Genomic DNA, 25,596 nt, shown 5'->3' on the forward strand with positions numbered 1-25,596 from the left:
ATTACACTTTCTCCGAGTAGCCGCGGCTGAGTGCCCACAGCTCGGTGTATTTATTAAACGTGTATTGCGCATTGACTACCGCCAGCAGCCAACCCTGTTTTCCATCCAGCACGCCGCCGCGCAGCAGCAGCGTTTTGACGAAGGCGCCCAGCGTATGGCTGAAAATCCCCGCCATCGAGGTCTTCTTGCCCTTCTGATGGCGCTCAAGCGCCCAGGCCGCGGCATAAGCGAGCTGTTTCTGCTGGAAGCCGGAGAAATCGCGGCAGGTCAGGTGCAGCAGATCGCCGCTGAGCGGCACCACTTCGGCCCCAAGGCTATCCAAAGATTCATGCACCAGATTATCGTTATAGCGGTAACGCGCGCGTTCGTACAGGCGCATCACCCGATCGGGATACCAGCCGCTGTGGCGCATAAAGCGTCCGAGGAAGTAGTTACGCCGGGCGATACTGTAGATAACGCCGCGCTGCGGCGCGTCCAGTACCTTGAGGATAGCCTCTTTTAGTTCCGGCGTAACGCGCTCGTCGGTATCAATCATCAGCACCCAGTCGTGGGTGGCGTAGTCTTGCGCGCGCTGGCGCTGAATGCCGTAGCCTTGCCAGTCGGTATTGCTATAGACCTGGGCGCCGAGGCTACGGGCCAGTTCGACGGTATTGTCGGTACTGCCGGAGTCCAGTACCACCACTTCATCCGCCCAGCTTACCGATGCCAGGCAATCGGCGAGCAGGTCGGCGGCGTTTTTGGCGATCATCACGACGGAAAGTCGGGTCGACATTAGTGGCTCCGCTGCGGCAGGTAGGGTTGCAGTAACTGTAGCAGACGCGACAGCGCGCCCTGGTTTTGATGCAGCACTTCCACCGCGTGGCGGCCGTACCACAGTCGATAATCTTCGTCGGTCAGCAGGGTAGAAACCTCTCTGACCAGCGAGTCGGCGTCCGTGACGGTGATCAGGCCATCGTCCTGCTGCAGCTTGGCGCAGATATCTTTAAAGTTGAAGGTGTGCGGGCCCATCAGCACCGGAATAGCATGGGCGGCGGGTTCGAGCGGATTATGCCCGCCGCGTTCTACCAGGCTGCCGCCGACGAATGCCAGGTCGGCAATGCCGTAGAGCAGCATCAGTTCGCCCATGGTATCGCCAATCACCACCTGGGTGCTGTTAGACGGAATTTCACCGGTGCTGCGCATGGTGAAGCTCATACCGGCCTTTTGCACCATATCGCGAGCGTCGCCGAAGCGTTCCGGATGGCGCGGTACGAGGATTAATAGCAGGTCGGGGAAGGTTTCCAGCAGTTTTTTATGCGCCTGCAGGATGATTTGTTCTTCGCCATCGTGGGTACTGGTGGCTATCCACACTTTACGGTGCGGCGCCCACTGGCGACGCAGGGTAACGGCGCGGGCCGCCAGTTCAGGGGTGACGGAGATATCGAATTTCAAGCTGCCGGTGACCGCCAGTTGGTTACGTTTAAGGCCGAGTGCGAGGAAGCGGTTGCCGTCTTCTTCATTCTGCGCGGCGATAAGCGTGATACGGCTGAGCAGGCGGCGCATGAAGCCGCCGAGTTTGGCATAGCCTTTCGCGGAACGTTCTGACAGGCGCGCGTTGGCGATCACCAGCGGAATTTTACGCTTATGTAGCGCGCTGACCATATTCGGCCACAGCTCGGTTTCCATCACGATGACCAGTTTCGGCTGCACGCTGTTGAGGAAACGGTTCATGGCGCAGGGGAGGTCATACGGCAGATAGACGTGGTGAACATCTTTGCCAAAAGCGGACATGGCGCGTTCAGAACCGGTCGGCGTCATGGTCGTGACGGTGATCGGCAGTGACGGATAACGATGGCGTAGCGCGCGCACCAGCGGGATAGCCGCCAGCGTTTCACCGACGGAAACGGAGTGCAGCAGAATGCCATCCGGCACTACCTTGTTTTGACAGAAGCCATAACGTTCAGCCCAGCGTTTACGGTAGGCCGGCGCCTTACGGCTGCGCAGCAGCAGTCGCAGCCATACCAGCGGCTGAATGAGGTAGAGTAGGGTGGTATAAAGCAATTCCAAACTATTTATCCGTTTTAGGTTTTTTGCGGGCAAATTCTAAGCATTTAACCCGCGTAAAGCTATCTCTTTGGCGGAAACCGAGGGATTTCGGCCTATGCGGCGTTGAGATAGCGCTTAATGCGCAAATAGCGGCGTCCCAGACGCCAGCGTAAACGGAACGTGCAGGCGTTAGTCCAGATCAGGCGCCAGATGCCGCGTTCGAAGAATTCTTTGATGATAATATGCTTTTTCGACTCATCTTTCATGCAGTCGAAGGTATGAATAATCCCCAACCCCTCTTTGGCTATCTGCCAGCGGCAGGCGGAAATGTGCCGTACCTTGTCCGGATAGCGTTGGTTGATGGCACTGAGCATCTCGAGGATCTTCATATAATGGCGCGCTGAGCGCATCAGCGTATCGTCGTTGTCTGGCTTATGCGACACCGATTCCGAGTGAATGTAATAGTCGTAAAATTGCTCGCTGGTGTACTGCACGCGTTCGGCGGCCAGCAATGCTTCCGTCGTCCAGGGAATATCCTGATGGCGCAGGCCCGGCTCAAAGTGGAAATGGTGCTGGTTAATAAAATCACGGCGATAGATGTTCAGCCAGGTGACGTGCAGGAACTTACGCGAGTCGAGCGCCTGCTTTAGCCAGACGTAACCCGGCAGGACGCCAGTGGACTGCAGGCGTTCCGGCGGGAAAATTGGGTGGATATCGTCGCGGCTTTCGTACACATAGCGGCCATTACAGGTCGCGACATCGAGATTGCCCTTCTCGGCCATTTCCAGCAGCGTGCGGTACATGCCGGGATAGAACTTATCGTCAATATCCGGGAAGGCGAGGTATTTACCCCTTGCCGCCGCCATACCGGTATTACGCGCTACCGAGACGCCCTGATTCTCCTGCTCCAGCACGGTCACGTTCTGCAGCCTGTCCTTCCATTGGTCGATAACCGCCAGGCTACCGTCGGTAGAACCGTCGTTCACCAGGATCAGCTCATAGCTTGCCAACTGCTGTTGTTCGAGGCATTCAAAGAATTGCGCAAGGAATTTTTCACCGTTATACACGGCGGCCACGATGCTCAATAAAGGCGTTTGACTCATAACTCATTCGATCCTGGTTAAAAAACGACGTCAGGCGCTGCGCAGCTGACGGTACTGTTGGCAAATCGACTCTACGCTGAATTTTTCCAGCGCGGCGGAATCAATGGCCGGCGGGCTATGGTAAATGCTTTGCATCGTCTGGGCTAGCGCAGAACTGTTGAGATCGGCCAGACCGCGGGACAGCTCGCCGCTGAGGATCTCGCTGACCCCGCCAGGACAGCGGGTGCTGGCAACCGGCGTATTCAGCAGTAGCGCTTCAACAATGACGTTGCCAAACCCTTCGCTGTCGGAGCTGAGCGTTAGCATTCTCGCATGTTTAATCCACGGCAGCGGGTTGGGCTGAAAGCCTTTAAACAGCACCCGATCGCCGACCTGCAGCTGCTGGGCCAGTTGACGAAGCCGCTGTTCCTGCTCCGGTTTTCCCTGACCGAGCAGGACCAGCGGCGCGTCGATACCGCTTTGGGCGTAGGCTTCAATCAGCCGGTCATGGCGTTTACCCAGATGGAAGCGGCCGACGTGGATAATATAGTCCCCTTGAGGAATATCGGCCGGCGCCTCTGCCGCCGCGCGAATGGCGGCGATATCGAACGGGTTATAGATGGTTTTAAGCTGTGCCGGGCGAAGCGCGAACTGCTCAACTAAATCCTTTCCAACCGCATCGGAAACGGCCACCACGTTGCGTCCCTGGTATACCCGCTTGATTTTCTGCTGCTTCATCCAGCGATCAAAACCGCTGCGATGGCCAAGATAAGAGGTAGAGAAAACGCCGTGCAGACAGAACCAGACGTTTCGCCCCTGCAATGCCCGGCTGCGGGCGACGATGCGATCGGTTTTGTGCAGATTTGACAGTACCAGATCGAAGCGACCATGCTGTTCTGCTTGTTCAATCGCGCGATCAAGCTGGCGCGCGCGGCGGGAGAGTTCCGTTAGCTTGCGCCACGGTTTGCGGCAGCGGTCGGCGATAATCTGATAATCGAGCCCTTCCGGCAGCGGATAATCGCAGACGTCGCGCAGCGAAAACAGCGATACCTGTTCGCCCTGGCTAAGAAAATGTTCCGCCAGCGTGAGCACGACTTTTTCCGCGCCGCCCCCCGGCAGACCGTCGATAACAAACAATATACGCATCGTTATTTCACCAGATCCTGATAGAGGGAAAGCAGCTGCGTCGACAGTCGCTCGCTAGTGCAATCCGTAATACGTTCGCGGGCGCGTGCGCCTTCAGCGGAGCCCAGCGCGCGCGCGGGCAGCGCCATAACAGCCTGCTGTAACGCGGCAATATCCAGCGCGTCGCAAACGTAGCCGTTATCGCCCTCGGTGATGAACTCCGCACCGCCGCAGCCGGTGGTGGTGATAACCGGCAGACCGCAGGCCATCGCCTCAAGGATCACATTCGGGAACGGGTCGTATAGCGTTGGCAGCAGTAGACCATCGGCCATCTGATAGAACGGTAGCGTTTCGGACTGCATGCCGAAGAAGCGCACGCGATCTTCGCAGTTCAGCGATTTTGCTAGCTGTTGATAGCGGTTCTGTTCTTTATCTTTGCCGACCACCAACAGATAACGGTCGGTGGGGGCGATGGCGCGGATTGCCGCATCCAGCCCTTTTCGTTCAAATCCGGAACCGACATAAATCAGGCAGCTTGCCTGCAGCGGTAGCTGCCATTTGGCGCGTAAAGCGGCAAAGGTTTCTTCGCCTGGCGGCAGAAACCGCTGGTTATCAATAGCGTTGTAGATGACGTGGATTTTGTCAGCCGGCAGGCCGAAGTCTTCAATGATTTCCTGCTTAATCATCTCCGCATTGCAAATCACCCCGCGCAGGTGCGCGTCCTGATACATCTCGCGTTCCGCCTGCATCACATAACGGTGGTAGCGGTCGGCGAACAGCAGGCGGCTTTTCCAGGCCGGTAAAATGCGCGAGCGCTGCTGCAGCCAGCGGCGATGGACGCCGTCGCCGGCGCGGTAGAGATCGCAACCCGGAATACGCTCATGGCTTTGCACCAGGTCGAATGATTCACTCTGCCAGAGCGCGCGCGCGGCGTTGGCGAAACCGCGTTCCCGGCTGATGCGCCCCCATTTGCGCGGGTTGCAGATGTGAATATGCCAGTCCGGTTTGACAGGCCCTTGCCACTCGCGGGTGATGACGTTCAGTTCCAGATTACTGCTGTCGAGGGCTTCCAGCGCGCGGGAGACAAAGCGCTCCGCGCCGCCGTCAGGGCGATACTTTTGCCGTACCAGAGCCAGCCGGAATTTACTCATGCCAGTACCTTTTTCGCCGCCGCGATGACCGCGTCGGTAGGGATTAAATCAAGATAGCGTTCTTCGGTGTTGGTGTTGATGTCGTCAGGGTCGGGCAGCGGGCCGAAGTCGCCTGCCCAAATAACCTCGCCTTTCGCCTGCCACGGCCGCCAGAAGGTCAGCTTTGATGGGCCAAATAACGCGACGAGCGGCGTACCCAGGGCTGCCGCCATATGCATCGGCACCGAATCTACGCCGATAAACAGGCGGGCGTGATCGATAACCGCGGCCAGCTGGCGGAGCGTCAACTGGCCGGCTAACGAGTGCAGTCGCGCCTGCGGGCAGCCGCTGATGATGTTCTCTACCATCTGCTTTTCTTTGGCGTCAGGGCCAGAGGTAAGCACCACCGCGTAGCCTTCTGCTGACAGCGCATTAATCAGCGCGCTCATGCGCTCTTCGCGCCAGCATTTAAAGAACCAGCGCGAAGTCGGCTGAATCACGATGTAATTTTCCTGGAAGCCATCCGGCAGCAGCGCGCGGCTGGAGGCCCAGTCAGATTCGCTGTAGCCCATCCGCGCCGGCGCATCGTTTATCTCAAGCCCCAGCGGCGCCAGAATAGAGAGGTTTTGCTGCACCGTATGCAGCTGATTGTGCTGCTGGGTAGAAGCAAGCGCGGTGTGGCAGTATCGCCAGAACGGATGACGGCGCTTAGGGAAATCGAAACCGATGCGCGTCGGCGCGCCGGTTAATTTGCTAATGATCGCGCTGGGCCATTGATCGGCAAGGTTGAGCACCATATCGTAGCGCTGCTGGCGCAGGCTGCGAATGAGCTGCCATTCCATCTTAAGCTGATGCCGCTTGCCCTGCTTTTTCCAGCTGCGATCGATCGCGTAAATCTGGTTAATCTCCGGGTTTGCCGCCAGCATATCCCTGGTCTCAGCATACAGCAGTACATCGACGCGAGCGGCGGGATACTGCTGTTTTAACGCGTTTACAAGCGGGGTGATCAGCAACATGTCGCCGTGGTGGCGCAGCTTAATGACCAGGATCCGCGCCGGGTTCTGCTGGCCGGGGGAGAGGGTTTCAGGCGTCATACTCTGTTCTTCATCCAGGATAAGGGTTCCGATTCTAGGGGATCGCGTAGATTGAGAGAAGCGTTGTATTGCTCTACCATGGACCGATACGTATGGCCTGAGGACGTTTTCGTGCACAATCCCGCATTTCTCATCACGATTGATACAGAGGGTGATAACCTCTGGCAAAAACATGACAGCATCACCACGGAGAATGCGCGCTATCTTCCGCGTTTTCAGCAGCTTTGCGAAAAGTATGGCTTCAAACCGGTCTATTTGACCAATTATGAAATGGCCATCGACCCTTTTTATATCGAATTTGCTAAAGATGTGATTGCGCGCGGCACCGCGGAAATCGGTATGCATCTGCACGCCTGGAACAGCCCGCCAACCGAGCCGCTGACCGCGGATGACTGGCGTCATAAGCCTTATCTCATCGAGTACAGCGATGCCGCCATGCGTGAAAAGGTCGACTATATGACTCATCTACTGGAAGATACCTTCCAGACCAAAATGGTGAGCCATCGCGCCGGGCGCTGGGCGTTTGACGAGCGCTACGCGCGCCTGCTGGTGGAGTACGGTTATCAGGTGGATTGCTCGGTGACGCCGCGGGTGAACTGGAAAACCGCTAAGGGCGCGCCGCAGGGCGATGGCGGTACGGATTATCGCCGCTTCCCGCAACATGCTTATTTTCTCGATGAAAATGATATCAGCCGCGAAGGTCATTCCCCGCTGCTGGAAGTGCCGATGAGCATTCAGTATAAGCACTCGGCGTGGATGAATAGCGTGAAGCAGGGTTACGATAGACTACGCGGTAAAGTTCGTTCACCGTCCGTGCACTGGCTGCGTCCAATGGGCGGCAACGTCGAAACCATGAAAAAAGTAGTTCAGCAGACGCTGGCGCAGGGTAATGATTATGTTGAGTATATGCTGCATTCATCGGAGTATATGCCAGGCGGTAGCCCGACCTTTAAGAATGAACAAGATATTGAACGTTTATATGCCGATCTGGAAGCGTTCTTTAGCTGGCTTGCGCCGCAGGTCCGCGGAATGTCTTTAGCAGAATATTATAATTTCAAGAGAAATCTTACATAAAACAATCATTACTGATAGAGGTGCGGCGTTAATCTGGTGTAATATCATCAGTCTAATGAATAATTAACGCCTGAATTATTAAGATACTGAGGTTTTATGAAGATAGCAACCGTACTACGCTCTGGCGGTGATTATAACCAAAGCCATGTGCAGTGGTTATACAAACAATTGCCAGCAGACATCGAGAAAGTGTGCTTTACCGATTTAACTATTCCTGGCGTTAACACCATTAAACTAACTGAAGATTTGCCAGGTTGGTGGTCAAAAATCGAGATGTTTAATCCGGATTCGGTTGCCGAAGATATTTTTTATCTTGATTTAGATGTCGTCGTTGTCGGTGATATTAGCGATATTCTGGCAAATAAACAGCTGACCATGCTGAGTGATTTTTTCTTTCCTCAGAAAACGAAAAACTCCGCCATCATGCGCGTTCCGCATGAGGAAAAGTACAAGGTCTGGGAAGCGTTTAAGCGCTATCCTGAGCTATTCATGACGCGCTATCAGAGCGGTGGCGACCAGGAGTTTATCAGCAAAATCTATCCACACGCCGCTATCTGGCAGGACATTTTACCCGGACAGATCGTTAGCTATAAAAAGCATGTCATTCATAAGAAGAAGAATGAACATGCCACCGGTGATGGCACCGTGCCTGCGGGGACGCGAATTGTCTGTTTCCATGGAAAACCACGTCCTTGGGACTGCGGTGAAGCCTGGGTGCCACCATTTGAGAAAGCTTAATTATTTATGAGTAAAGTGATGTCGCCTGTGACAATATTGCTTCTGGCAATATTGTCATGTGTTTTTGTGATGCCGGAGAAAATCATGGGTAGGAATCTTTTTTACCTGTCTTCGGTGATTACCTTAATTTATGCCGTAATTAACAGAAAGCGTCTTACTTTTAAAAAAGAGGAGATATTTCTGTCTCTGACGTTATTGATGTTAGGGGCCTCACAGCTTATTTGGTCATATCGCTTTCCGGGTAATCCGTCTGAAATTTATATGGCTGATGTTAGCTATCCTCGCTCAGGCGCTTATTTGATGATCGGCTCGGTGATGATGCTACTCTTGCCAGCGGTATTACGGACAACAGTAATACAATATGGCAAAAGCTTGAGTTACACATTAGTCGCGGGCTTTTCAGTATTGACGTTGTACGCTTTACATTATCATTTTTTTGTTTCCGGCGATCGTCTGAGAATCGATAACTCCGCAACTCTAAGCGCCTATCTTTATACGATATACTCGTTATTGACGCTGTATGCTTTAGCTTGCGTCAATATCCGCTATCGCAACTATATTGCCAGCGGTGTGATATTTTTCTCGCTGTGGATTATTTTCCTGACCGAAACTCGCTCGGCGCTGCTTATTTATCCGGCGGTACTGCTCTATGCCCTACTGACCGGTAACGTGATGTCGAAGAAAAAATCAGCGTTGGCGTGCCTGATGCTGTTAGTTGCTGGCCTGGCAGTGATTGAGTTGGCGTTTCCCTCGCTGAAAGATCGGGCGAGTGAAGCGGTCACCGAGATCTCGGATTATCAAAGCGATAACAATACTTCGATGGGTTCCCGGCTCAGTATGTGGCATACCGGGATCTATGAAATTATTGCTCATCCCGGTGGCGTAAGCTCGCAGCAGCGTTTCCAGATCCTCTCGCAATTGATGTATGAGAAAGAGCAGGGGAATCCCGAGGGGTTACGCAACATTGTTTATCATCTTCATAATGATTTGATCGAAACCATGTCGCTACAGGGCGTTATTGGCGGCCTCTTCCTGCTGGCGTTGTATGGCGCGATGCTGCTCTATGTTTACAGAAAGGCGACGCTGAAATGTGCAGTGGCGTTTATTGGCGCGCCGGTGATTCTTTTTGGCTGCGTCGATACTCTGTTTATCCACGACAGATTTATCATTATGTTTATTGTGGCGTTAGCCGTTTTCACGGCGTTATCGCCGGAAAAGTCTGCGGAAGAATCGTGATGGAATGATGAAGTGGCCGTTCAGGCCACTTCATGTAGCGCTTGAGATAACGGCATTTTAGGAAATACCTGTTCAGGAATTGCGCTATTAAGGGAAAGATTAATTACCGTAATACCCTTTGCCTGTAAATGACGGCTGGCGAGTTCAAAGGCGGGGAAAACCATATCATCTACTTTATCTGCGAGATAGGATGGGAGCTTATTGTCGCCGTTTTCATAAAATCGCGGTTGCTCAAAATTATTCATATCCAGACCGGCAATAATAATTCTGTTGAATCCCAGCCAGGCGATAATCTGCAGCGCCCAGTAAGCCACCGTTCCTGCATCAAATATCCCTTTGCGAATATCGGTTGAGAAACCAATATGGCTTAAGTGCTGGTGCAAAAGCGCACTTGGGGAGCGGCTAAAGGCCGTTGCGATATCGTTTCCGGGGATCTTCGGCTGGTAAATCTTATAACAGGCATCTTCAATCAGGGCGAGTCGACACTGAATATTGTTGAGCCCGATGCGCTCAATGATTTTGGCAATACCGTGGGTAGTGGTAAAAAAGAGGATTCGCGGATTACTGACAATACCGGCGATAACCTCGGGTTTACGATCAAAAAACTCCATATCAACGATCAGATACAGAGAAAACCCTAGCTTTCCTTCGAGAAAGTAAGCGCCGTTGACGCCCATTACCGGCAACGATGACGGGATAATCGAAAAATCGACATCGTTGATCGATGGGCCGGTCGCGGTGAGCAGCATTGGCCCGGAGAAAGCGTTTTTTAATTCACTTAGGCTACACAGCGGTACCGATTCGCCCTTGTATTGTAAGGCACAAATTTCACCGCTTTCCGCCCGGCGGATCTTTACCCACGGCCACAGGTTTTCATTGTGGCGATAGGCGCGCGGGCGGGTATAGCGATAAATTTGCTTGAATAGCGATCCCATTAAACCAATCCCTGTGCTTGCAACAGTTGCTGAACATGCTCAGCGGTAATATCGCCGGTGCTGCTACCGTGCGGCGGGCGGACAATATGCTGGTTTTTACCATATCCGCCAATCAGTCCCGGATCGGTTGGGCCGTAGAGCGTGAAATTGGGTTTATCGAGCGCCGCGGTCAGATGGCTCAACCCGGTGTCGACGGAAACCACGCCGCGTGCGCCAGCCAGAATCTGCGCAACCTGCTCAAGGCTCATGCGCGGCAGTACATCGACGTTATCGCGTCCTTCCGCCAGCCGTTTTGCCCGCGCCTCTTCGTGCGGCGCGCCCCACGGCAGCTTAATACGTACGCCGCTACCTGCCAGTAGATCGAGAAGCGCTTGCCAGCATGCTTCCGGCCAGTGTTTATCATCGCGGGTGGTGGCATGCAGGAAGACCAGATACGGCTCTGTTGCCGGTGCGTCAGGGCGAATAAAGTGGCGCGCGATGGCGTAATCACCCTGCGTTTGCGGCCTGGCATAGCCCAGGCTTTTGGCGAACAGTTCGCGCGTACGCTCTACTGCGTGCTGCTCGACAGCAATATGGTGGCGACGGTTATAAAACAGGCTTGCCAGCGGCTCGCGGGCGGACTGCCAGTCCATGCCATGTTTGACGCCGTGCGCCAGACGCGTTACCAGCGCGGCGCTTTTCACCAGCCCCTGCGCATCAATAATGGCATCGTAGTTGACGGCCTGTACGGCATCGCGAAAAGCCTTTCTTTCCGCTTTGATAGGCGCGGAAAACCAGGCTTTGCGCCAGCGGCGAATCGCCACCGGAATCACCCGCTCGACGGCGGCATGCCATGAAGGGATCTGCGCGAAGCCTTCTTCAACCACCCAGTCAAAGCGGATACCGGGGATGGCCTGCGCGGCGTCGGTTAGCGCGGGCAGCGTGTGTAGCACGTCGCCCATGGACGAGGTTTTTACGATCAATACCCGCATCCGCTACGCTTCCTCGTGCTCGGTTTTTTCCGCTAACAGTTCGTTCAGCTCTTGCAGGACGCGTTCTGGAGTGATGTCGATCAGGCTTTGATGATAGCCCTCAGCGGCATCGCCTTTGCGCACCTTGTGGTAGCCGCTAATCAGGCGAATAACCCGCGCTTTATGCGACAGGGGCGGGGTAAAGTCCGGGCTGCTTGGGCCGTAAAGCGCCACCAACGGGCGGTCCAGCGCGGCGGCGACGTGCATCAACCCCGAATCGTTGCTGACCACGGCCTGACAGGCGGCAATCAGAATCACGGCCTGTTCCAGCTGGGTTTCGCCAGCCAGGTTACGACACCAGGCCTGCTGCTCGCTGCTAAGCGCGGCGATGATCTCTTTGCCGGCATCGTTATCTTTCGCCGAGCCGAAGAGCGCAATCTGATAACCATCGTCAATGAGCTTTTTCGCCAGCGCGGCGTAGTGGTAATGCGGCCAGCGTTTGGCAGGGCCGAACTCTGCGCCGGGGCAGAAGCCGATAATGAGCCGATCGTTTGAAAGATTAAAGGCGTTGCAGGCCTGTGATTTTTCGCCGTCGTTGACCTGCAGCTGCGGCCATAGCAGCGGCTGCGGAAGGTCTTTAGCGCAGCGCATGACGCCGTTGTCGTAGGCCAGCGCCACGTAGCGCTCCACCATCAGCGGCCAGGCGTCTTTATCCAGCACGCGGGCGTCGTTAAGCAGGCCATAGCGCATCTCGCCGCGCCAGCCGGTGCGCAGCGGGATGTTGGCAAAGAATGGCACCAATGCCGATTTAAACGAGTTCGGCAGCACGTAAGCGCGATCGTAGCGACGATCGCGCAGACTGTGGCCGAGTTTGCGGCGTTCGCCGATAGCCAGCGCGCCGTGGCCGAGCGGCATGGCGATCGCTTCGTTGACTTCCGGCATGCGCGATAACAACGGACGGCACCATGCCGGCGCCATCACGTCGATAATCGCCTGGGGATAGCGCGCCCTGAGCGTACGATAAAGACTTTGCGACATCATCATGTCGCCCACCCAAGACGGGCCTATCACCAATATTTTCATGCTTGTTTCTTACGCGTCGCGGTTGAGCCAGGCCATATATTCCGTTACGCCTTCGGCAACGGTTTTGAACGGTTTGTCATAGCCCGCTTTACGCAGGTTAGTCAGGTCGGCCTGCGTGAATGCCTGATAGCGGCCTTTCAGTTTGTCCGGGAACGGGATGTATTCAATGCTGCCTTTCTTATGGTACGCCAGGGTCGCATCGGCGACGGCCTGGAAAGATTCCGCGCGGCCGGTACCGAGGTTGAAGATACCGGAAACGCCATTTTCCCAGAACCACAGGTTCACCGCGGCGACGTCGCCGACATAGACGAAGTCGCGTTTGAAGCCGTCGCTGCCTTCGAACAGTTTCGGACTTTCGCCATTATTCAGCTGGGTATTGAGGTGGAAGGCCACGCTCGCCATGCTGCCTTTGTGCCCTTCGCGCGGCCCGTAGACGTTGAAATAACGGAACCCGACGATCTGCGAATCCGCTTCCGGCAGGATCTGACGGACGTATTCGTCGAACAGGAATTTAGAGTAGCCGTAGACGTTCAGCGGTTTTTCAAATTCGCGGGACTCGATAAAGTCGCTGGTGCGCCCGCCGTAGGTGGCGGCGGAAGAGGCGTACAGGAACGGGATTTCGCGCTCCAGGCAGTAGTGCAGCACCTCTTTGGAGTATTGATAGTTGTTATCCATCACATACTTGCCGTCCCACTCGGTAGTGGAAGAGCAGGCGCCTTCGTGAAATACCGCTTCAATCTCGCCAAACTCTTCGCCGGCCATAATCTGGATCAGAAAATCTTCTTTATCCATGTAGTCAGCGATGTCCAGATCCACCAGGTTTACGAATTTGGTGCCGTCTTTCAGATTGTCTACAACCAGAATATCGGTGATGCCTTTGTCATTCAGGGCTTTAACGATGTTGCTGCCGATAAAGCCTGCGCCGCCGGTTACGATGATCATAACTGTACCTTTGAAGTAGAAAGCCCGGAAACAATCCGGACATGAATACTCCTATCATATCACTACATCCGAAAGGCTTCAGCCATTCGCCGAAAAGGTGCTGGCCGTGCGTGATTTATGCTGCAAATTATTCATTCAGGCATGCATCATCTCGTATCAACGTATAGCTTTGGGTAATATGTGCCAAATTTTGCCGAATCTGGAGAGTTGCAATGCGTGGTGATTTCTACAAACAGTTAACCAATGACCTGGATACCGCGCGCGCGGAAGGGTTGTTTAAAGAAGAGCGTATCATTACTTCGGCTCAGCAGGCGGACATCACCGTCGGCGACAGCCACGTCATTAACTTCTGCGCCAACAACTATCTGGGCCTGGCGAACCACCCGGAACTGATTGCCGCGGCGAAATCCGGCATGGACAGCCACGGCTTCGGGATGGCCTCGGTGCGCTTCATCTGCGGTACCCAGGACACACATAAGCAGCTCGAGAAGAAGCTGGCGGATTTCCTCGGTATGGAAGACGCGATTCTCTACTCCTCTTGCTTTGATGCCAACGGCGGCCTGTTTGAAACGCTGCTGGGGCCGGAAGATGCCATTATCTCTGATGCCCTGAACCACGCGTCGATCATCGACGGCGTGCGCCTGTGTAAAGCTAAGCGTTTCCGCTATGCCAACAACGATATGCAGGAGCTGGAAGCGCGTCTGAAAGAAGCGCGCGAAGCCGGCGCTCGCCACGTGCTGATCGCTACCGATGGCGTTTTCTCGATGGACGGCGTGATCGCCAACCTGAAAGGCGTCTGCGACCTGGCGGATAAATATGATGCGCTGGTGATGGTCGATGATTCTCACGCCGTGGGCTTTGTCGGCGAAAACGGCCGCGGTTCCCATGAATATTGCGACGTGATGGGCCGCGTCGACATCATCACCGGCACGTTGGGTAAAGCGCTGGGCGGCGCGTCAGGCGGTTACACCGCCGCGCGCAAAGAAGTCGTTGAGTGGCTGCGCCAGCGTTCTCGTCCCTATCTGTTCTCCAACTCCCTGGCGCCGGCCATTGTCGCCGCTTCCATCAAGGTGCTGGAGATGGTGGAAGCGGGCAGCGAACTGCGCGATCGCCTGTGGGCTAACGCGCGCCTGTTCCGCGAAAAAATGACCGCAGCAGGCTTTACCCTGGCAGGCGCCGACCACGCGATTATCCCGGTGATGCTCGGTGAAGCTACCGTCGCCCAGGAGTTCGCGCGCGAATTGCAAAAAGAAGGTATTTACGTCACCGGTTTCTTCTATCCGGTGGTTCCAAAAGGCCAGGCGCGTATTCGCACCCAGATGTCGGCGGCGCATACCCCTGAACAAATTGAACGTGCGGTGGAAGCCTTTACCCGCATCGGCAAACAACTGGGCGTCATCGCCTAATAAGGGTGTGAGATGAAAGCGTTATCCAAACTGAAAGCGGAAGAAGGCATCTGGATGACCGACGTACCGGAACCGGAAGTCGGCCATAACGATCTGCTGATTAAAATCCGTAAGACCGCGATTTGCGGTACCGACGTACACATCTATAACTGGGACGAATGGTCGCAGAAAACCATCCCGGTACCAATGGTGGTGGGGCATGAGTATGTCGGCGAAGTCGTGGGTATCGGTCAGGAAGTTCGCGGCTTTAAGCTTGGCGATCGCGTTTCCGGCGAAGGGCATATCACCTGCGGACACTGCCGTAACTGTCGCGGCGGTCGCACGCATCTGTGCCGTAATACCATCGGCGTGGGGGTAAACCGCCCGGGCTGTTTCGCTGAATATCTGGTGATCCCGGCCTTCAACGCTTTCAAAATCCCGGACAATATCTCTGACGATCTGGCATCCATCTTCGACCCGTTCGGCAACGCTGTGCATACCGCGCTCTCCTTCGACCTGGTCGGTGAAGATGTTCTGGTTTCCGGCGCTGGCCCGATTGGCGTGATGGCCGCGGCGGTGGCGAAACATGTCGGCGCGCGTAACGTGGTGATTACCGATGTTAACGAATATCGCCTGGAGCTGGCGCGTAAAATGGGCGTCACCCGTGCGGTTAACGTCGCCAAAGAGAATCTGAACGATGTGATGGCGGAGCTGGGGATGACCGAAGGCTTCGACGTGGGTCTGGAGATGTCCGGCGCGCCGCCGGCGTTCCGCACCATGCTTGATACCATGAACCACGGCGGACGTATTGCGATGCTGGGTATTCCTCCGTCGGATATGTCTATCGACTGGACCAAGGTCATCTTCAAGGGGCTGTTTATCAAAGGGATTTACGGCCGCGAAATGTTTGAAACCTGGTATAAGATGGCGGCGCTGATCCAGTCTGGCCTCGATCTTTCGCCAATTATCACCCACCGTTTCGGTATTGATGACTTCCAGAAAGGCTTTGACGCGATGCGCTCCGGCCAGTCTGGCAAAGTGGTACTGAGCTGGGATTAAACTTATTATCGTCAGGATGACGCTAATAAGCATTCTTGCTGCCCATAGTTTATGGGCAGCATATTCTTCACATATATATTGATAATAAAGTTTTTGTTATTACCACAGCCACTATTGAACTGAACCCAGTTTTATTTATATTCTGCCATATCTTCATTTAACAAGGATGGTATATATGGCGCACCCTATTTTTATCAACCGTCTTTGGCAATTGAAGAGTATTGTTTTACCGGCATTACTGTTTTTTATGAGTTTCAGCATCCTGGCTGAGCAAAGGCTTGAACATGGCGTGCTGCAAGCCTACTGGAAGGCGCAATGGAGCGATAATGCGACCATTAATGTTCCGGCCCTCGGATTTCGCTATTATTGGCTGGATGATCAGGGGAAATTTAAAAAAGTCATCAATATATATGTTAAGGGAACGCTGAAAGAACAGTTGCTGTTTATTCGGCAGAACTTTAGTGATATCCCGGAAAATTTTATCAGATTTCGCGAGTGGTACGTTAACCAGCAGGGCAGTCTGCTGGTTAACAATATCGCGCAGTATACTGAATGCAGCAGTGAGAATTATAGCGCCGTATTGCTTTCTTTTGTTCCTGCGCAAAATAAACCTGTATCCAATATCGACGATATGCATGCTCAGGTCCCCTGCGGCGGGGACGGACGCTATCCCTGGTTAACGACATATCATTTACAGCATGAATGGAATCAGCATTCATTCAAAGAATGGCCAGATGATAATGCGAATAATACATATTCCGTTATGGCTGATGACGTGGTGGTTAAAATACGCACTATTAACAAATACTGGATCTATGCCGCTCTTTACGATGACAGCAAAGCGGACCGTATGAGTGATAAACGGGGGTACATCAGGAGGGAGCATCTCAAACCCGATAACTGACACCTGGCGGTATCGGGCAAGGTGATGAAATTTATCTCAAGGTAGATTTATTTAGATTTGGATAACATTTCTAAAATAATACGTATCTACCGCACTATTTCCGCATCGATCTTTTGCCTATTCGTTTATACAGTTGGTTTACTCTTCGTTTAATCGCATAAACCCTATGTTTAAGCTCTCAGTATGCTTGCTTACCTGTAATTCGGCCCGCTTATTACGGGAAGTCTTGCCGCCGCTGTTGCGGGTGGCGGATGAGTTTATTGTCGTTGATTCAGGCAGTACGGATGAAACGCTGCAGATATGTCAGCAGTTTGGCATAACGGTTCATCACCACCCCTATGCCGCCCACGGCCTGCAGATGAACTATGCGACCTCGCTGGCGACCCATGACTGGGTGCTATGTATGGATAGCGATGAAATTCTGGATGAACAAGTGGTTGCGGCGATTCTGGCGCTTAAGGCGGGAGAGGAGCCGGACCCCAGTTGTGCATGGCGCCTGCCGCGCTACTGGTTCGTGCTTGGCGAACAGGTGCGGACTATTTATCCCATCTCATCGCCGGATTACCCGGTACGCCTGTTCAACCGCCAGCGGGCCAGTTTTAACCAGCGGCCGGTAGACGATCAGGTGGTCGGCCATCTGACCTCGATAAGGCTTCCGGGCTTTGTCCGCCACGACACCTTCTATTCACTGCATGAGGTGTTTAACAAGCTCAACAGCTATACCACCCGGCTGGTGAAGGCGCAGAAGGTCAGGCCGTCGCTCAGTCGCGGGATCATCAGCGCTATCGGCGCATTTTTTAAGTGGTATCTGTTCAGCGGCGCGTGGCGCAGCGGCAAAGTGGGGGCAGTAACCGGCTTGTACGCCACCTTGTACAGCTTCATGAAGTATTTTAAAGCCTGGTATGCTCACGACGGTAAGCGGCAGGGAACCGTGACGGAGAAGCGCACGGATCCCTGATGAAGATTAGTTGGTGGGGCTATCCCAGCCCTGCCATTTAAGCTGGTAATACTGGACCAGTGCGCTCTGGCTGATGCTTTCGCTCAGAATGCTAAAGAAGCGGCTGGCGTTCACCGGCTCCAGCGGACGCTTCGGTTTGCAGTACTTCACGCCGTGGAACGGGTTACGCGGCTTCTGCTGCTGCGGCACGTTTGGCTGGGCAGGCGTGTTCGGCGTCGAGTTGTCGACCTGCGGTTCGTTTAGCAGGCTGCTCGGGCGCACCAGCGTGATATCTGGCGGCAGGTTATAAACCATTTGCTGTAGTACCCGCACCGTTGAAGGATGGGGATGACCAATGGCGATAGCCGAACCGTTACGCCGCGCCAGCGCGATGGCGCGATTGAACTGAGTGCGGATGTCCGCCTCGTTCTGGGTGTCGTCGAGAAACACTTTGCGTTTAATTACCTTAACGCCGGTTCCCTGAGCGGCACGCATGGCCTGGGTGTTGCCGATAGTCACACTATCGAGAAAATAGAGATTGTAGCGTTCCAGCGCCTGCATCACCTTCTGCATGCCGAACAGGTTAGAAGTCATGGCGCTACCCATGTGGTTGTTCAACCCGACCGCGTAAGGCACTTTACCGTAAGCCTCACGAATAATACGTTCGATCTCATCGCTGCTCATATCCGGGCGCAGGGTGTCTTTTTCCAGCGGTTGCTTGCTGAGCGGCGCCATCGGCAGGTGGATCAATACTTCATGGCCCAGATTATGTGCTTTGGTGGCCATTTCCCGGGCGTGGGGGGCATTCGGCAGCACGGCAACGGAGATGGTGGGCGGCAGCGCCAGCACCTTATTTTCCGTCTGCGGACGGTAGCCGAAATCATCGATAACGATAGAGAGTTTACCGGCGAAAACCGGCGCAGCAATAGCCAGTGAACCGGCTACAGCAAGTGCAATCATGCGAAATTGAAGCAAAACTTATCTTCCCAACCACGGCTGTGGATTGACCGCCTGACCCTGGCGGCGAATTTCGAAATAGAGCGACGGACGACCCTGACCGCCGCTACTGCCTACCAGCGCGATAGCCTGGCCCGCGCGGACCTGGGTACCGACGCTGACCAGCGCGCTTTGGTTATAGCCGTAAAGACTCATGTCGCCTTTGCCGTGTTCAACGACGACCACCAGGCCGTAGCCCTGTAGCCAGTCGGCGAGGATCACCCGACCGTCGGCAATGGCTTTGACTTCGGTGCCCTCAGACGCAGCGATAACCATCCCTTTCCAACGTAGTTCACCTTGCAGCTGTTCGCCATAACGATGAAGAATTGTTCCGCGAACCGGCCAGAAGGCCTGACCGCGCGGCGCGCCGAGGCCGCCGGTTCGCGACATCAATGAACGTTCGCTTTCGGTTGGTTTATAGGTGGTGCCTTTGCGCGAGGCTTCCTGCTGACGGTCGCGTACCGCCTGGGCATCACGAGCCTCGCGATCGGCGCGGGCTTTGGCTGCCGCTTCCGCCTGGGCGATGCGGCCGCGCAGGCGCGATTCGTTAGCGCGCAGTTCGCTGAGCTGCTGTTGGCCTTTCTGAATGGAGGATTCGAGGCTGGAGAGCGTCTTTTTACGCTCGTTGCGCGCCTGCTCAAGCTTGGCCTGCTGCGCTTTTTGCTCGTAAACCAGCGTTTGCTGCTGGCTTTGTTTTTCTTCCAGCATCGATTTCTGTACCGCGACTTCTTCGCGCGTCTGCTTGAGCTGGGCGATGGTCTCCTGACGGGCCTGGTTAAAGTAACCAAAATAGGCCTGCAGGCGCTGGTTGCGCTGCCCCTCTTCGCCGCTGAGGATCATCTGCATGCCGGTATGCGGCCCCTGGCGGAAGGCGGCGTCAAGCTGCGCGGCGAGGTTACGTTCCTGGGAGGCACGCTGGCGCTCCAGCTTAGCGATAGACGCGTTCATCTCGTCGATCTGCTTATTGAGCTGGTTGAGGGTATCCTGAGTTTCACGCAGCTTACGCGCGGCGGCGGAGATCGCCTCTTCCTGCGCTTTTAGCTGGGCGAGCAGAGAGGAACGTTGCTGCTGCTGTTGCTGAATCGCGCGCTGTTTGGCGGCGATATCGGCCTGAATGGATTTCAGCTGGTCGCGGTCATCGGCGTGAGCGGATGCGGCGCACAGCAATACGCCAGCGCTAAGCGCGCTGGCGTAAAGAACGGATCGAACAGCCGTTGCGATCCATGTATTTGAATAAGTCGCCTTTCCCCTCATGGGGAAGGATTATTCCACGATGAACAGCGGCTTGCCAGTCATCTCTTGCGGGATTTCCATTCCCATCAGCGATAGCATGGTTGGCGCGATGTCGGAAAGCTTGCCGCCTTCGGCTACTTTCACGGTTTTGTCGCCAACGTAGATGAGCGGAACCGGCAGGTTAGTATGCGCGGTGTGCGCCTGTCCGGTCGCCGGATCGCGCATTTGCTCGGCGTTGCCGTGGTCGGCGGTGATCAGCAGCTGACCGCCGACGGATTCAACGGCCGCGGCCACTTGTTCGATACAGTGATCCAGCGCTTCAACCGCTTTCACCGCCGCTTCCATCACCCCGGTATGGCCAACCATATCGCCATTCGGGTAGTTACAGATGATGGTGTCATACTGGCCGCCTTTGATGGCCGCAACCAGTTTTTCGGTCAGCTCGGCAGAGCTCATTTCCGGCTGCAGGTCGTAAGTGGCAACCTTCGGCGAGTTAATCAGAATACGGTCTTCGCCTTTGAACGGATCTTCTACGCCGCCGTTAAAGAAGAAGGTCACGTGCGCATATTTCTCGGTTTCGGAGATGCGCAGCTGGGTTTTGTCGTGCTTCGCCATCCACTCGCCGAAAGTGTTAACCAGTGAAGCTGGCGGATAAGCGCAAGCGACTTTGATGTCGGCGGCGTATTCGGTCAGCATCACGAAATCGAGGTTAACCACTTTCTTACGCGCGAAGCCGTCGAAGTCGGCGTTAACGAAGGCGCGGGTGATTTCGCGCGCGCGGTCAGCGCGGAAGTTCATGAAGATCAGCGCGTCGCCGTCTTCCATCGCGGCATCGGCCTGGCCCGCGGCGCGGATAACGGTCGCTTTGACGAACTCGTCGTTTTCATCACGGGCGTAGGCTGCCTGCAGGCCCGCCACCGCGGTGTCGGCCTGGAATTCGCCTTTGGCCAGCGTCATCAGGTCATAGGCTTGTTCTACGCGATCCCAGCGGTTGTCGCGATCCATGGCGTAGTAGCGGCCGATGATAGAGGCGATACGGCCTTTGCCCAGCGCGGTGAATTTAGCTTCGAATTTAGCCAGCGTGGCTTCAGCGCTGCGCGGCGGCGTGTCGCGGCCATCGAGGAAAGCGTGCAGATAGATTTTCTCTGCGCCGCGTTCGGCGGCCAGTTCTACCATCGCCATGATGTGGTCTTCGTGGCTGTGAACGCCGCCTGGCGACATCAGGCCCATGATGTGTACCGCTTTACCGGCGGCGACGGCTTTGTCGACCGCGCCGGTCAGCACCGGATTGGCGAAGAAGGTGCGTTCTTTGATTTCAACGTCCAGACGGGTCAGATCCTGATACACGATACGACCCGCGCCGAGGTTTACGTGGCCCACTTCGGAGTTACCCATCTGGCGGTCAGGCAGGCCGACTTCCAGACCGGATGCGTCAATCAGGGTGTGCGGACGTTTTGCCCACAGCGCGTCCATTACCGGCGTTTTAGCGCTATAAATGGCGTTATCCTGTTGGTCTTCACGGTAGCCGTAGCCATCCAGAATCACCAGTACCATAGGTTTTTTAGTAACCGACATTGCGACAACCTCATGCTCAAAGACAGAAAATTTGCGTAATTTTACTACAGCTGAATCGATCAAATCACCGTAAAAGATCAAAGAAAGGGAAGGGGCGACGCCAGAGCTGATGGCGAAGTCGGCTTTTTTTTCGTGACGGGCCGCAGAAAATACATTACATCGCGCTCACTGGCTGTATTTGCCGCAATGCACAGGTATACTCCTTCCCTGGTTTTTTTATCACTTAGTCGGGAGTTGTAACCCCCCATGCAAGAAATTATGCAATTCATCGGCCGTCACCCGGTCCTGAGCATCGCGTGGATCGCGCTGCTGGGTGCGGTACTGTTCACCACCTTTAAGGGCTTGATGTCGAAAGTTAAAGTCATCACCCGTGGTGAAGCGACGCGTCTTATCAACAAAGAAGAAGCCGTTGTTGTCGACCTGCGTCAGCGTGACGACTTCCGTAAAGGCCATATCGCCGGCGCTATCAACCTGCTGCCTGCCGATATCAAAGCAAATAACGTCGGCGAGTTGGAAAAACACAAAGCACAACCCATTATTGTTGTGGATGGGTCCGGCATGCAGGCGCAAGAACCTGCCAGCCTGCTGAATAAAGCCGGATTCGAAAAAGTCTTTGTACTGAAAGAAGGCATCGCAGGCTGGAGCGGCGAGAACCTTCCGCTGGTACGCGGCAAATAATTTACCCCCGCGTCGTTATGGCGCAGCGGTTCCCCCGATAACCCCTCAGGCGGCGGGGGAGCATCTGCGGCGTAAAATCCCTCGGGGTAAAAACAGGAGTGTGTCATGGCCAATATTGAGATCTATACCAAAGCGACCTGCCCGTTCTGCATCCGCGCCAAAGCGCTGCTGAACAGCAAGGGCGTGACGTTCAACGAACTGCCTATCGATGGCGATGCCGCGAAGCGCGAAGAGATGATCCAGCGCAGCGGCCGGACGACGGTTCCGCAGATTTTTATTGATGCGCAGCACATTGGCGGCTGTGACGACTTGTATGCGCTTGATTCACGTGGTGGACTTGATCCCCTCTTGCGCTAATTTTTACGCTTTCCCCATTCAGGGGCGCGTATTTAAGGACAACACGAAAGGGTTTTACTATGTCAGAACAAAACAGCACCGAAATGACTTTCCAGATTCAGCGCATCTACACCAAAGACGTTTCCTTCGAAGCGCCAAATGCGCCGCAAGTTTTCCAGAAAGATTGGCAGCCTGAAGTTAAACTTGATCTGGATACCGCTTCCAGCCAGCTGGCTGAAGGCGTTTATGAAGTGGTGCTGCGTGTCACCGTAACTGCTTCGCTGGGCGAAGAAACCGCATTCCTGTGCGAAGTACAGCAGGGCGGCATCTTCTCCATCGACGGCATCGATGGCAACCAGATGGCGCACTGCCTCGGCGCGTACTGCCCGAACATTCTGTTCCCGTACGCTCGCGAGACCGTTACCAGCCTGGTTTCCCGCGGCACCTTCCCGCAACTGAACCTTGCGCCGGTGAACTTTGACGCGCTGTTTATGAACTATCTGCAACAGCAGGCTGGCGAAGGTGCTGAACAACATCAGGATGCCTGATGAACGCGCTTAATGCTGCAATGACTGTGATCGGTGCCGGCTCTTACGGCACCGCTCTTGCCATCACCCTGGCAAGAAATGGCCACGAGGTCGTCCTCTGGGGTCATGACCCGAAACATATCGCGACGCTGCAACACGATCGCTGCAACGCCGCGTTCCTTCCCGATGTGCCCTTCCCGGACACGCTGCGCCTTGAGAGCGATTTAGCGACGGCGCTGGCCGCCAGCCGCGATATCCTCGTGGTGGTGCCGAGCCATGTCTTCGGCCAGGTTCTGCGCCAGATTAAACCGCTGATGCGTTCCGATGCGCGGCTGGTGTGGGCGACGAAAGGTCTGGAGGCCGAAACCGGCCGTCTGCTGCAGGACGTGGCGCGTGAAGCGCTGGGCGATGACATCCCATTAGCGGTCATCTCCGGTCCGACTTTCGCCAAAGAGCTGGCCGCCGGCCTGCCGACGGCGATTTCGCTGGCGGCGACGGATCCGCAGTTTGCGGAAGACCTTCAGCGCCTGTTGCACTGTGGTAAAAGCTTCCGCGTCTACATCAACCCGGACTTTATCGGCGTACAGCTGGGCGGCGCGGTGAAAAACGTTATCGCCATCGGCGCCGGAATGTCTGACGGTATCGGCTTTGGCGCGAATGCCCGTACGGCGTTGATCACCCGTGGGCTGGTGGAAATGTCCCGTCTCGGCGCGGCGCTGGGCGCCGATCCGGAAACCTTCATGGGCATGGCCGGGTTGGGCGACCTGGTACTGACCTGTACCGATAACCAATCGCGAAACCGCCGTTTTGGCATGATGCTCGGACAGGGCATGGACGTGCAAAGCGCGCAGGACAAGATTGGCCAGGTGGTTGAAGGCTATCGCAATACCAAAGAGGTTCGCGTTCTGGCGCAGCGTTTAGGCGTCGAAATGCCAATAACCGAGGAAATTTATCAGGTATTGTATTGCGGAAAAATTGCGCGCGAGGCAGCATTGACCTTATTAGGTCGCGCACGCAAGGACGAACGCAGCGCCAACTAGCCGCAGGGAAAGTCTGTTACCTGTATGACCCGGTCAGCGAAGAACTGACCGGTCATAATTCTTACCGTCTGGAGTATGCAATGCCGTGTGAAGAACTGGATATCGTCTGGAACAATATTAAAGCCGAAGCCCGGGCTTTGGCCGACTGTGAGCCGATGCTCGCCAGTTTTTACCACGCAACGCTACTCAAGCACGAAAATCTGGGCAGCGCCCTGAGCTATATGCTGGCGAATAAGCTGGCCTCGCCGATTATGCCCGCTATCGCCATTCGCGAAGTGGTGGAAGAGGCCTATGCCGCTGACCCGGAGATGATCGCTTCCGCCGCCTGCGATATCCAGGCGGTACGTACCCGTGACCCTGCGGTCGATAAATACTCAACGCCGTTGCTCTACCTGAAAGGCTTCCATGCGCTGCAGGCCTACCGCATTGGCCACTGGCTGTGGAATCAGGGGCGTCGCGCGCTGGCTATTTTCCTGCAAAACCAGGTCTCCGTCTCTTTCCAGGTCGATATCCATCCGGCGGCGAAGATTGGCCGTGGGATCATGCTCGACCACGCCACCGGTATCGTGGTCGGTGAAACGGCGGTGATTGAAGACGACGTATCCATTCTGCAGTCCGTGACCCTCGGCGGTACCGGCAAAACTAGCGGCGACCGTCACCCGAAAATTCGCGAAGGCGTGATGATTGGCGCCGGGGCGAAGATCCTCGGCAATATCGAAGTCGGGCGCGGGGCGAAGATTGGCGCCGGTTCCGTGGTGCTGCAACCTGTGCCGCCGCATACCACCGCCGCAGGCGTACCGGCGCGCATCGTCGGCAAGCCGGAGAGCGACAAGCCGGCGATGGATATGGATCAGCATTTTAATGGCATCCACCATACCTTCGAGTACGGCGACGGGATTTGATTTATTGCCATTTGCCGCTGTTAAGCTCAGAGAGGTAGCCCGGATAAGGCGCAACGCGCCGCAATCCGGGAACCGCTCAGGTTAGCTGCGCAACACGGCTCCAGGGTATCCCAACTGACGCCAGGCTTCATACACCACCACCGACACCGCGTTTGACAGGTTCATGCTGCGGCTGTCCGGCATCATCGGAATACGGATTTTTTGCTCCGCCGGTAGGGCATCGAGAATGCTGGCCGGTAGGCCGCGCGTTTCCGGACCAAACATCAAGAAATCACCATCCTGATAGCTTACCGCGCTGTGGGCGGGCGTGCCTTTGGTGGTGAGGGCGAACAGCCGCTGCGGCTTCGCGCTGGCGACAAATTCTGCGTAATCCGCGTGGCGCTGTACGGCGGTGAACTCGTGATAATCCAACCCGGCGCGTCTCAGGCGTTTATCGTCCCAGGTAAAGCCCATCGGCTCAATGATATGTAAATTGAAGCCGGTGTTGGCGCACAGGCGGATGATATTGCCGGTGTTCGGCGGGATTTCTGGTTCGAATAACACGATGTTCAGCATACTGCCCCCTTAATTGCGGGGGGCAGAATAGCAGATATTTGTTGAACCCTCACCC

26 protein-coding genes are annotated in these 25,596 nt (G+C 55.3%); 12 read left to right on the forward strand and 14 right to left on the reverse strand.

The window, feature by feature from the left end; all coding sequences use genetic code 11:
- Position 1 precedes the first annotated feature (1 nt).
- The 6 genes from PGR29_RS17315 to rfaQ form a co-directional block, all read right to left on the reverse strand.
- On the reverse strand, positions 2-772 hold the full coding sequence (locus PGR29_RS17315; protein ID WP_213317606.1) for a glycosyltransferase family 2 protein: 771 nt from the start codon (positions 770-772) through the stop codon (positions 2-4).
- Complete coding sequence (waaA, locus tag PGR29_RS17320) at positions 772-2,046, reverse strand: lipid IV(A) 3-deoxy-D-manno-octulosonic acid transferase (protein ID WP_087858931.1); 1,275 nt, start codon at positions 2,044-2,046, stop codon at positions 772-774. Before waaA ends, PGR29_RS17315 begins: the two co-directional genes overlap by 1 nt.
- 92 nt (positions 2,047-2,138) lie before the next feature.
- Entirely contained in the window at positions 2,139-3,128 is a 990-nt protein-coding gene (locus PGR29_RS17325) for a glycosyltransferase (RefSeq protein WP_087858932.1), read from the reverse strand.
- A gap of 30 nt (positions 3,129-3,158) precedes the next feature.
- Positions 3,159-4,253: a glycosyltransferase gene (locus PGR29_RS17330; RefSeq protein WP_316425017.1), complete on the reverse strand. Its 1,095-nt coding sequence runs from the start codon at positions 4,251-4,253 to the stop codon at positions 3,159-3,161.
- 2 nt (positions 4,254-4,255) lie between these two features.
- Complete coding sequence (locus tag PGR29_RS17335; protein ID WP_308957646.1) at positions 4,256-5,383, reverse strand: glycosyltransferase family 4 protein; 1,128 nt, start codon at positions 5,381-5,383, stop codon at positions 4,256-4,258.
- Positions 5,380-6,456, reverse strand: coding sequence for a putative lipopolysaccharide heptosyltransferase III (gene rfaQ / locus PGR29_RS17340; protein WP_113374044.1), 1,077 nt, complete (start codon positions 6,454-6,456; stop codon positions 5,380-5,382). Before rfaQ ends, PGR29_RS17335 begins: the two co-directional genes overlap by 4 nt.
- Before the next feature lie 111 nt (positions 6,457-6,567).
- Between rfaQ and PGR29_RS17345 the strand changes: the two genes are divergently transcribed.
- From PGR29_RS17345 to PGR29_RS17355, 3 genes are all read left to right on the forward strand, one after another.
- Positions 6,568-7,530 (forward strand): polysaccharide deacetylase family protein, encoded by a 963-nt coding sequence (locus PGR29_RS17345; protein WP_045390617.1) that lies wholly within the window; start codon positions 6,568-6,570, stop codon positions 7,528-7,530.
- Between the two features lie 96 nt (positions 7,531-7,626).
- On the forward strand, positions 7,627-8,268 hold the full coding sequence (locus PGR29_RS17350) for a hypothetical protein (RefSeq protein WP_045386549.1): 642 nt from the start codon (positions 7,627-7,629) through the stop codon (positions 8,266-8,268).
- 6 nt (positions 8,269-8,274) lie between these two features.
- Complete coding sequence (locus tag PGR29_RS17355; protein WP_213794208.1) at positions 8,275-9,504, forward strand: O-antigen ligase family protein; 1,230 nt, start codon at positions 8,275-8,277, stop codon at positions 9,502-9,504.
- A gap of 20 nt (positions 9,505-9,524) precedes the next feature.
- Here PGR29_RS17355 and PGR29_RS17360 read toward each other — a convergent pair whose 3' ends face one another.
- The 4 genes from PGR29_RS17360 to rfaD are packed head-to-tail and all read right to left on the reverse strand — an operon-like array spanning position 9,525 to position 13,414.
- Positions 9,525-10,439 carry a sugar glycosyltransferase gene (locus tag PGR29_RS17360; protein WP_316425018.1) on the reverse strand — a complete coding sequence of 305 codons (915 nt, stop codon included), beginning with the start codon at positions 10,437-10,439 and terminating at the stop codon, positions 9,525-9,527.
- Complete coding sequence (gene rfaC, locus PGR29_RS17365; protein ID WP_316425019.1) at positions 10,439-11,410, reverse strand: lipopolysaccharide heptosyltransferase RfaC; 972 nt, start codon at positions 11,408-11,410, stop codon at positions 10,439-10,441. The genes PGR29_RS17360 and rfaC overlap by 1 nt, the downstream gene beginning before the upstream one ends.
- A 3-nt stretch (positions 11,411-11,413) precedes the next feature.
- Positions 11,414-12,472 carry an ADP-heptose--LPS heptosyltransferase RfaF gene (gene rfaF / locus PGR29_RS17370; protein WP_308957648.1) on the reverse strand — a complete coding sequence of 353 codons (1,059 nt, stop codon included), beginning with the start codon at positions 12,470-12,472 and terminating at the stop codon, positions 11,414-11,416.
- 9 nt (positions 12,473-12,481) lie between these two features.
- Positions 12,482-13,414, reverse strand: coding sequence for an ADP-glyceromanno-heptose 6-epimerase (gene rfaD / locus PGR29_RS17375; RefSeq protein WP_045390625.1), 933 nt, complete (start codon positions 13,412-13,414; stop codon positions 12,482-12,484).
- Between the two features lie 212 nt (positions 13,415-13,626).
- Between rfaD and kbl the strand changes: the two genes are divergently transcribed.
- The 4 genes from kbl to PGR29_RS17395 all read left to right on the forward strand — a co-directional run bounded on the left by kbl (position 13,627) and on the right by PGR29_RS17395 (position 17,720).
- Positions 13,627-14,820 carry a glycine C-acetyltransferase gene (kbl, locus tag PGR29_RS17380; RefSeq protein ID WP_113374040.1) on the forward strand — a complete coding sequence of 398 codons (1,194 nt, stop codon included), beginning with the start codon at positions 13,627-13,629 and terminating at the stop codon, positions 14,818-14,820.
- Between the two features lie 12 nt (positions 14,821-14,832).
- The gene (gene tdh, locus PGR29_RS17385) at positions 14,833-15,858 is read left to right on the forward strand and encodes an L-threonine 3-dehydrogenase (RefSeq protein ID WP_015369171.1); all 1,026 of its coding nucleotides are present in this window, start codon (positions 14,833-14,835) and stop codon (positions 15,856-15,858) included.
- 175 nt (positions 15,859-16,033) lie between these two features.
- The gene (locus PGR29_RS17390; protein WP_213317601.1) at positions 16,034-16,762 is read left to right on the forward strand and encodes a hypothetical protein; all 729 of its coding nucleotides are present in this window, start codon (positions 16,034-16,036) and stop codon (positions 16,760-16,762) included.
- A gap of 166 nt (positions 16,763-16,928) precedes the next feature.
- The gene (locus tag PGR29_RS17395) at positions 16,929-17,720 is read left to right on the forward strand and encodes a glycosyltransferase family 2 protein (protein WP_087858941.1); all 792 of its coding nucleotides are present in this window, start codon (positions 16,929-16,931) and stop codon (positions 17,718-17,720) included.
- Positions 17,721-17,726: 6 nt separating this feature from the next.
- On the opposite strand, the gene PGR29_RS17400 is transcribed toward PGR29_RS17395, so the two are convergent.
- From PGR29_RS17400 to gpmM, 3 genes are read right to left on the reverse strand one after another with little or no spacing between them, the layout of a single operon-like run.
- Positions 17,727-18,674, reverse strand: a complete 948-nt coding sequence (locus PGR29_RS17400) for a divergent polysaccharide deacetylase family protein (RefSeq protein ID WP_045390634.1) — start codon at positions 18,672-18,674, stop codon at positions 17,727-17,729.
- 3 nt (positions 18,675-18,677) lie between these two features.
- Positions 18,678-19,949, reverse strand: a complete 1,272-nt coding sequence (gene envC / locus PGR29_RS17405; protein WP_045390637.1) for a murein hydrolase activator EnvC — start codon at positions 19,947-19,949, stop codon at positions 18,678-18,680.
- A gap of 9 nt (positions 19,950-19,958) precedes the next feature.
- The gene (gene gpmM, locus PGR29_RS17410) at positions 19,959-21,503 is read right to left on the reverse strand and encodes a 2,3-bisphosphoglycerate-independent phosphoglycerate mutase (protein WP_020077692.1); all 1,545 of its coding nucleotides are present in this window, start codon (positions 21,501-21,503) and stop codon (positions 19,959-19,961) included.
- Between the two features lie 246 nt (positions 21,504-21,749).
- Between gpmM and PGR29_RS17415 the strand changes: the two genes are divergently transcribed.
- The 5 genes from PGR29_RS17415 (at position 21,750) to cysE (ending at position 24,986) form a co-directional block, all read left to right on the forward strand.
- Positions 21,750-22,181: a rhodanese-like domain-containing protein gene (locus PGR29_RS17415; RefSeq protein ID WP_015369178.1), complete on the forward strand. Its 432-nt coding sequence runs from the start codon at positions 21,750-21,752 to the stop codon at positions 22,179-22,181.
- 105 nt (positions 22,182-22,286) lie between these two features.
- Positions 22,287-22,538 carry a glutaredoxin 3 gene (gene grxC, locus PGR29_RS17420; RefSeq protein WP_015369179.1) on the forward strand — a complete coding sequence of 84 codons (252 nt, stop codon included), beginning with the start codon at positions 22,287-22,289 and terminating at the stop codon, positions 22,536-22,538.
- A 59-nt stretch (positions 22,539-22,597) separates the two neighbouring features.
- Positions 22,598-23,065 carry a protein-export chaperone SecB gene (secB, locus tag PGR29_RS17425; protein ID WP_015369180.1) on the forward strand — a complete coding sequence of 156 codons (468 nt, stop codon included), beginning with the start codon at positions 22,598-22,600 and terminating at the stop codon, positions 23,063-23,065.
- A complete protein-coding gene (gene gpsA / locus PGR29_RS17430; RefSeq protein ID WP_015369181.1) occupies positions 23,065-24,084 on the forward strand; it encodes an NAD(P)H-dependent glycerol-3-phosphate dehydrogenase in 1,020 nt (339 codons plus the stop codon). The genes secB and gpsA overlap by 1 nt, the downstream gene beginning before the upstream one ends.
- Before the next feature lie 80 nt (positions 24,085-24,164).
- The gene (gene cysE, locus PGR29_RS17435; RefSeq protein WP_004106845.1) at positions 24,165-24,986 is read left to right on the forward strand and encodes a serine O-acetyltransferase; all 822 of its coding nucleotides are present in this window, start codon (positions 24,165-24,167) and stop codon (positions 24,984-24,986) included.
- A gap of 81 nt (positions 24,987-25,067) precedes the next feature.
- On the opposite strand, the gene trmL is transcribed toward cysE, so the two are convergent.
- A complete protein-coding gene (gene trmL / locus PGR29_RS17440) occupies positions 25,068-25,541 on the reverse strand; it encodes a tRNA (uridine(34)/cytosine(34)/5-carboxymethylaminomethyluridine(34)-2'-O)-methyltransferase TrmL (protein ID WP_113374037.1) in 474 nt (157 codons plus the stop codon).
- Positions 25,542-25,596: the final 55 nt, after the last annotated feature.

The sequence above is a fragment of the Klebsiella sp. 141203 genome, from assembly GCF_032601985.1.
Lineage (GTDB): Bacteria > Pseudomonadota > Gammaproteobacteria > Enterobacterales > Enterobacteriaceae > Klebsiella > Klebsiella aerogenes.